This window comes from Yinghuangia sp. YIM S10712, assembly GCF_051388935.1.
Classification (GTDB): Bacteria; Actinomycetota; Actinomycetes; order Streptomycetales; family Streptomycetaceae; genus Yinghuangia.
In genome coordinates, this window is the sequence record NZ_JBPKBI010000016.1 from 40238 (window position 1) to 46972 (window position 6735).

The window sequence follows — 6735 nt, forward strand, 5'->3', positions numbered from 1 at the left end:
GTACCGGGAAATTCGGTACGCGGCCACGGCTTTGCCCGGCCTCAGACCGGCGGGTCCTGGAGGCCGTCGATACGCGAGCCGTCGAGCGGGACGCGGTACCACACATCGTTGCTGCTGCCGTCACCCCAGTACTGCGTGACGACGACGGAGGCGTGGCCGGCCCCGCTGCCCTCGTAGCGGACGGTCCGGTCGAGCGGCACGTTCTGCGCACGGAAGACCGGGTCGGCGCCGTTTTCGGCGGCCCACGCGTCGAGCTCCGCGTTGAGCTCCGCGGTCAGGAATTCGCCGCGGACCTCCTCGGGGTTCATGTAGGGGTTGGTGCCGAGCACCGCGGACTTGTACTGGTCCCAGAACGCGGTCACGCGGTGGACCACGTCCACCCGCTCTGCTCGGACGACGCCCGCGCCGGGCGGAGACGCGCCCGCCGCCAACGCCGGTGCGGCGGCGCCGACCGTCGCCAGGAGTGCGGCCCCGACGGTGATTGCGGCGGCGTTGCGGAGGGTGCGCATTCTCGTGGTGGTCATGTGTGCCTCCGAATCATGGAGAGCGGGATGCTCCCCTGACCGGAATAGACGCGCAGCCCCAACGACAGGTTGGCACTACACGCCGGTTTTGCGTGATCTATACCAAAGCAGGGTCATCGACCGTTTGCCGGCTCCCGGCAAGGCCCGTCGCACGTCGGCTGCCGCGATTCGCCGGACACACGCGCGGGGCCGACGGCGACCTGCGCCACGAGGCATAGCGTGGGTGTATGAGCTCTTCCACGGACTTTTTCCGGATCCTGATCTTCCCCTTCAACGCCCAGGACATGCCCGAGGAGGCACGTGGCCCGGCCGTGCGGTCCGCCGTCGTCGAAGCGACCGGGGAGACGGGCGCGAGCGGCTATCCGTGTTACTCGGGCGAAGGCGTACAGGCCGACATCGACCCGAAGACGCGAGCCGTCGAGGCGATCACCGTCGACGGCGCCGAACTCGACGACGGCTGGACCGCGCGGATCGCGCCGCCCACCCGACCCGGCAACACACCCGAGAACACACCGGAGAGCACACCGAGCGATCCGGCCGCCGACTGAATTCCGGCGCGGCGAAGCGGCGGCCGGGGGAGGGCGTCCCTACGACAGTCCGTCCTGCGAACAACATCCGCCCGTCGGCCCGCGTGCGTCAGTCCGATCTCCGGCGACGGAAGAGGGCCCGCAGGCCGTCGACGAAACGGACGCTCTCGGTGGAGAGCAACTCGTACTCCGGTGGCGTGTCCACGGTCTGAAGATGCGGTCGAGAACGCGCGTACCGCATCACCCGGCGCACTTCGTCGCCCATGGCCGCCAGGTCCCGCTCCGAGCAATTGCGCCGAAGCTCGACGAACACCCCTTCCTCGTCGCCGCGTTCGTGCCGCCTGACCTCGTCCTCAAGCGCCGCGACGAGCCGGTCGAAGTCGTCCGCGCCCGCGTCACGAACCTCCAGCGCGGCGAGGATGCGTTCGATGTTCCCGAGATCGTGCAGTTCCTTGTCGGCAAGCGCCGGCCCGTCGGGCAGCCGCTCGCGCACCACGGGCAGCACGCATTCCTCCTCCGCCACCGCGAGTCTGACCAGCTCGACCGCGAGCGCGTCCACCAGCCGTTTTCGTTCCGGATCGTGCGACGGAACCGCATCGATCATTTCGAAAAGACCTTCGACTTCCCGATGGTCCGCGGTCAGTTCCCGGATGACATCCGCATCGCGCCCCATAACGTGCACCATCTCGTTCGCGGGCAGAAGATCCGCGAGGGATCAACGATCGGCTACCCACCCGAACGGCCACATAACAACCGCCCCGTCGGAGTAGTCCCGAGAAGGCAGCGGAACACCGCAGCCGGTCCTGTCGGTCACCCGTCACCCGTCACCCGGAGCGCCGCGGCCCCGGTTCGGAGGCGAAGCGGGCGAAGGACGGGGCCATGCCGTGACGCAGGAAGCGGCAGGCCACGGATCGTCGGAGCGTCCACGACGGCGAGAGTGGCACAGGACCGGCATCCGGGCCCGGACGGACCCGGAAAAGGCATATCCGCCGCGGAGAACATGCCGAACCCACGCTGATTCGCGATGATCGAAGGATGGGCCCGCCCAGGCGCGGATCACCTGGCCGGTGGTCCGGGCGGCATCGGGACTGGAGGCTTGGCATGGCTCAACGTCCGGCATCTGCGATGCGTGCCGTACCTCGGGCGACCCCGGCGGAGCGGGCGGCACGGGGCAAGGCCGCCCGGCGCGTGGCCCCGCGGTCGAGCCACGCGGAGTTCGCGCCGGCGAAGGGGCGGGCTGATCCGCTCGCCATCCTCGAAGAGCAGTCCGCGACCCGGGTCCCGGAGCTGGTGCCGATCCGGTACTCCCGCATGACCGAGTCGCCGTTCCGTTTCTACAGGGGGGCCGCGGCGATCATGGCCGCGGACCTCGCGGCGACTCCCACCACCGGCATCCGAGCGCAACTGTGCGGCGACGCGCATATGCTCAACTTCCGGCTGCTGGCGTCACCTGAGCGCAATCTGCTGTTCGACATCAACGACTTCGACGAGACCCTCCCGGGCCCGTGGGAGTGGGACGTCAAGCGGCTGGCCGCGAGCCTGGTCATCGCGGCGCGGGCGAACGGCTTCACCGACACCGAGCGTGCGAACATCGTCCGCGCCGCCGTCCGCTCATACCGCGAAGCGATGAACCGGTTCGCCGGGATGCGCAACCTCGACGTGTGGTACGCCCGGATCGACGCCGCCCGCCTCCAGGAACTCGCCACCGCACATCTTGCCAAGCGCGGTCGAAGGAACCTGAGCCGCGCCCTCGACAAGGCCCGCGGCCGGGACAGCCTGCAGGCGTTCGGCAAGCTCGCCGAAGTCGTCGACGGACAGGCCCGGATCGCCGCCGATCCGCCGCTGCTGGTGCCCCTGGCCGATCTGCTCCCCGACCGCGAACACGGCTCGCTGGAAAGCGAGTTCCAAAAACTCGTCAGGCGCTACCAACGTACCCTCCAGCCCGACCGGCGTGCGCTGCTGGCCGACTTCCGGCTGGTCGACATCGCCCGCAAGGTCGTCGGCGTCGGCAGTGTCGGAACGCGCTGCTGGATCCTCCTCCTGCTCGGCCGCGACGACGCCGACCCGCTCCTGCTCCAGGCCAAGGAGGCGGACACCTCCGTGCTCGCCCGCCACGTCGGCGCGAGCGGATACGCCAACCAGGGCGAACGCGTCGTCGCGGGACAGCGCCTCATGCAGGCGGCCAGCGATATCTTCCTCGGCTGGGAGCGCGTCGACGGCATCGACGGCCGCCGCCGCGACTTCTACATCCGCCAGCTACGCGACTGGAAGGGAATCGTCGAGCCGGAGCTGATGGTCCCGCGCGGCATGCGGGCATTCGGTGAAGTCTGCGGGGCCACTCTCGCCCGCGCCCACGCGCGCTCCGGCGACCGCATCGCCATCGCCGCGTACCTGGGCACCGGGGACGCGTTCGACAGTGCGATCCAGCCGTTCGCCGAGGCATACGCCGATAAGAACGAACGCGATCACCAGGCCCTCCTGGCAGCGGTCCGCGCCGGCCGCCTTCCCGCAGCCGAGCCGCAGGCCGAGTCGCAAGCCGAGTCGCAAGCCGAACGGCAAGGCGGAGAGAAACCCGAAGCCGTCGAGCCGCGTCGTCGGCGCTGAACCGTGCCACCGTTGTTGTCAGGGCATGTGACGTGGGATCTCGGGGTGACAAAGGCGGTCGGCTCATGTGCGGGACTCACATCGACTACCAGGCCGTGTACCAGGCGCTGCCCGGGGCCATCGCCCTGCTGACCCCGGACCTGATGGTCGCCGACGTCAACGAACGCTATCTGAGCGTCGCGGGACGCCGCCGCGAACAGTTGCTGGGGCGCCACTTGTTCGATCTCTTCCCCGACAACCCCGCGGATCCGCGGGCGACCGGTGCCAAGAAGCTGCAGGAGTCGTTTCGGCGGGTCCTGTCGACGGGCGAGCGCGACACCCTGACCCTGCACCGCTACGACGTCGAGGAGCCGGACCGTCCCGGCGTGTTCAAGGAACGCTACTGGAGCACCGTCAACACCCCGGTCAAGAACGCCGACGGAAGCATCGTGCTGATCGTGCACCGGGTCGAAGAGGTCACCGAACTGATCCGCGCCCGAGACGGACTCGACGGCGGCCAAGGTCTCGCCGCGGACCGCGCCCGGGTGCTGGAGTCCGAGTTGTACGACCGGGCCAGGGAGCTCCAGGAGATCAACGAGCGGCTGGGAATCGCCCACGCCCGCGAGCGCGAGGTGGCGCTCGCGCTCCAGGCCGCGATGCTGCCGGCCCCCGATGCCCTGGCCGACCGACGGGTGGCGGTGCGGTACCGGCCGGCCGTCGGCAGCCTCAATGTCTGCGGCGACTGGTTCGACCTGGCCGAGCTGCCCGGCGACCGTCTGGCCCTCGACGTCGGGGACATCGTCGGCCACGGCCTCGGCGCGGCCTGTGTGATGGGGCAACTGCGCAGCGCCCTCAGCGCGGTGGCCCACGTCGCGGACGGGCCGGCGCAAGCGCTGGAGGCGCTGGAGTTGTACGCGCGGTCGGTCGAGGGCGGGGAGTCCGCCGCGGTTGCCTCGCTGGTGGTGCACCGGAGCGCCCGGACGATCACGTACAGCGTCGCCGGGAACGTCCCGCCCGCGCTGTTGGGTGCGGACGGCGTCGTCGTCTTCCTGGACCAGGCCACCGACCCGCCGCTCGGGGCTCTGCCGGAACACCTGCCCCGCAGTCAGGCCACCACGGAGTACGAGGACGGTGCCACGCTCGTGCTGTACACCGACGGCCTGATCGAACGCCGGGACCGCGACATCGACGAAGGCCTGGCCTGCCTTGCCGCCACGTTGCGCCGGCACCGCGCAGCGGAGCCGGAAGCCCTTGCCGACCGGCTCCTCGCCGAGCTGCTGCCTCCCGGCGGGAACACCGACGACACCGCCTTGGTCGTCGTGCGCTTGTGACGTCTGCCTTGCGTCGCGCGGCGTGTCTGCGCCGCAAATAGGCGATAAAGCGATAAGTATTGTTTTGCCGTTCCTCCGCGTGGAACTCGGAGGCGGAGCGCGCCCCCGTGCCGCTCCCCACCCCGTCTCATGGAGGAACAATGTCGTCGTCCCTGACCCGCGTCACCGGCCGAGCCCCCGCGCTTGCCGCCGGACTGCTCGTGCTCGCCGCCGCCGTGCCGGCGACCGCGTACGCCGCCGAATCCGCTCCCGCATCAGCGCTGACACCGGCGTCGGCCGCCAACGAGTCCGACGCGGAAGGCGCGTGGTCCGACAACGGGCCGAAGGACGGCGCGGAGGCCGAGTCGGCCGAGTCCGCCGAGTCGGCGGAGGCCGAGGCGGCTGCCGAATCCGGTGAGGCCGCGGACGCCGCCGAGGCGGCTGAGTCCTCGGAGTCCGCCGCGTCCGGCGAGTCGACCGAGTCCACCGAATCGCCCGACTCCGAGGAATCGTCGGAGTCCAGCGGCTCCGGCTACTGGGACTCCCTCGGCTCCACCGAATCCGACGAGTCATCGGAGTCTCCCGAGTCGGCGGAGTCCTCCGGCTCCGGCTACTGGGACGCGACCGGCTCGGACGACGCCGCGGCGTCGGGCAACGACGCGGTCGCCCCGGAGGCCGGCGCGTCCGCCGAGAGCACGCACGCCCCTGCCGAGCCCACCGCGCCGACGGCGTCGCCGATCCAGGGACGCACCGAGGGCGGCAGCATCATCCTCACCAACGGCGACATCGTCGCCTGCGCCGCCGTCGGCGATCTGCGCATCGCCGGGGCGGAGGGACGCGAGTACCTCACCAACGGCCCGGGCACGCACTTCACCACCGCGGCGGGCACCGATGTCCAGACCCTGAGCACCGGCCACGTGCGGGTCACGGTCGGCGGCGCGTCGGCCGAAATCCAGTGCGGTCCCGAGGGATTCCCGACCGTCGTCGGCCTGCCCCGGACCGGAGCAAGCGTTGACGCGGCGATGCTCGCCCTCGCCGGACTCGGCCTGGTCGCGGCCGGCGGCACGGTGGTCGTGGCGACGCGTCGTCCGCGTCGACTCGGCGCCGCGTGACCGAGGCGGAGGCCGCGGTGTTCATCCAGGTCATGCAGGGCCACACCAAAGACCCGGCCGGGCTGAAGGCGCAGATGGAGCGCTGGCGCCGTGAACTCGGCACCGGCGCCCGGGGGTGGCTCGGCTCGACGGGCGGTGTCGCAGACGACGGCACGTTCGTCGGGGTCGTCCGCTTCGACTCGCCCGACGCGGCGCGCCGCAACAGCGACCGTCCCGAGCAGACCGCCTGGTGGCGCGAGACGGAGCAGATGTTCGACGGCGGCGTGACGTTCCACGACTGCGCGCAAACCGAGACGCACGGCCGCGGCGGCTCGGACGACGCGGGATTCGTCCAGGTCATCCAAGGACGCGTCACCGACGTCGAGCGCATGCGGCAGTTGAACCGGGAGATGGACGACCGGATCGCGGAATTCCGCCCCGACGTCATCGGCAGCACCACGGCGCTGCACGGGGACGGAGGCTTCACCGAGACGGTGTACTTCACCTCGGAGGCGGCTGCTCGCGAGGGTGAACACCGCGAGGTGCCACCCGAGTTGCGGGACGTCTTCGAGCAGGAGCAAAACCTCATGCAGGACGTGACATACCTCGACCTGCACGAGCCCTGGATGATGTCGCCGGCGTGACCGGCCCGCCATGATCCGGACTTCCGGTGCCCGCGGCCTCAGCCGAGGCCGCGGGC

The 6735-nt window shown here is 70.7% G+C and carries 7 protein-coding genes; 5 read left to right on the forward strand and 2 right to left on the reverse strand.

What is annotated here, in order from left to right:
* Nucleotides 1–41: 41 nt before the first annotated feature.
* Entirely contained in the window at nt 42–524 is a 483-nt protein-coding gene (locus ACRX5W_RS25900; RefSeq protein WP_436790718.1) for a hypothetical protein, read from the reverse strand.
* A gap of 227 nt (nt 525–751) precedes the next feature.
* Here ACRX5W_RS25900 and ACRX5W_RS25905 point away from each other — a divergent pair, with 227 nt between their 5' ends.
* Complete coding sequence (locus tag ACRX5W_RS25905; protein WP_436790719.1) at nt 752–1072, forward strand: hypothetical protein; 321 nt, start codon at nt 752–754, stop codon at nt 1070–1072.
* A gap of 88 nt (nt 1073–1160) precedes the next feature.
* Here ACRX5W_RS25905 and ACRX5W_RS25910 read toward each other — a convergent pair whose 3' ends face one another.
* The gene (locus ACRX5W_RS25910; RefSeq protein WP_436790720.1) at nt 1161–1736 is read right to left on the reverse strand and encodes a hemerythrin domain-containing protein; all 576 of its coding nucleotides are present in this window, start codon (nt 1734–1736) and stop codon (nt 1161–1163) included.
* 416 nt (nt 1737–2152) lie between these two features.
* On the opposite strand from ACRX5W_RS25910, the gene ACRX5W_RS25915 reads away from it, so the two are divergent.
* The 4 genes from ACRX5W_RS25915 (at nt 2153) to ACRX5W_RS25930 (ending at nt 6679) form a co-directional block, all read left to right on the forward strand.
* Nucleotides 2153–3655, forward strand: a complete 1503-nt coding sequence (locus ACRX5W_RS25915) for a DUF2252 domain-containing protein (protein ID WP_436790721.1) — start codon at nt 2153–2155, stop codon at nt 3653–3655.
* 65 nt (nt 3656–3720) lie between these two features.
* A complete protein-coding gene (locus ACRX5W_RS25920; protein WP_436790722.1) occupies nt 3721–4965 on the forward strand; it encodes a PP2C family protein-serine/threonine phosphatase in 1245 nt (414 codons plus the stop codon).
* 140 nt (nt 4966–5105) lie between these two features.
* A complete protein-coding gene (locus tag ACRX5W_RS25925) occupies nt 5106–6056 on the forward strand; it encodes a hypothetical protein (RefSeq protein ID WP_436790723.1) in 951 nt (316 codons plus the stop codon).
* Nucleotides 6053–6679, forward strand: coding sequence for a hypothetical protein (locus tag ACRX5W_RS25930; RefSeq protein ID WP_436790724.1), 627 nt, complete (start codon nt 6053–6055; stop codon nt 6677–6679). Before ACRX5W_RS25925 ends, ACRX5W_RS25930 begins: the two co-directional genes overlap by 4 nt.
* The last annotated feature ends 56 nt before the right edge of the window (nt 6680–6735 follow it).